Raw genomic sequence first — 331 nt, forward strand, 5'->3', positions numbered from 1 at the left:
CAAACGGCTTTACGTAGGCGGGAGGGATCAGCCGAACTTCATGGCCAAGCTGGGCGAGCTGCCGGGCCCAGTGATGGGCTCCGCCACATGCCTCCAGAGCTACCGTGCAACTCGGCTGGGCTGCAAAGAAATCCAGCAGCTTTCCTCGGCTGATCCGTTTGCTGAATATAGCTCGCCCTTTCCCGTCTGCTCCATGAGCGTGGAAAACATGCTTGGCGATATCCAGACCGATTATGATAACCTCTGACACGGACGCCTCCCTTAAGTGGTGCTCAACAACTCCACTTTGGCACATCGATGCCGTCGGGCGGGGCGTCCACCCCATCATAAA

The 331-nt window shown here is 57.7% G+C and carries 1 pseudogene; it reads right to left on the reverse strand.

Annotated features, from left to right (window positions below):
* Positions 1 to 250: pseudogene (locus AC5ZFO_RS48390) on the reverse strand (IS110 family transposase); the annotation flags it as partial.
* Positions 251 to 331 lie beyond the last annotated feature (81 nt).

It is taken from the genome of Bradyrhizobium sp. Unk1 (assembly GCF_059512345.1).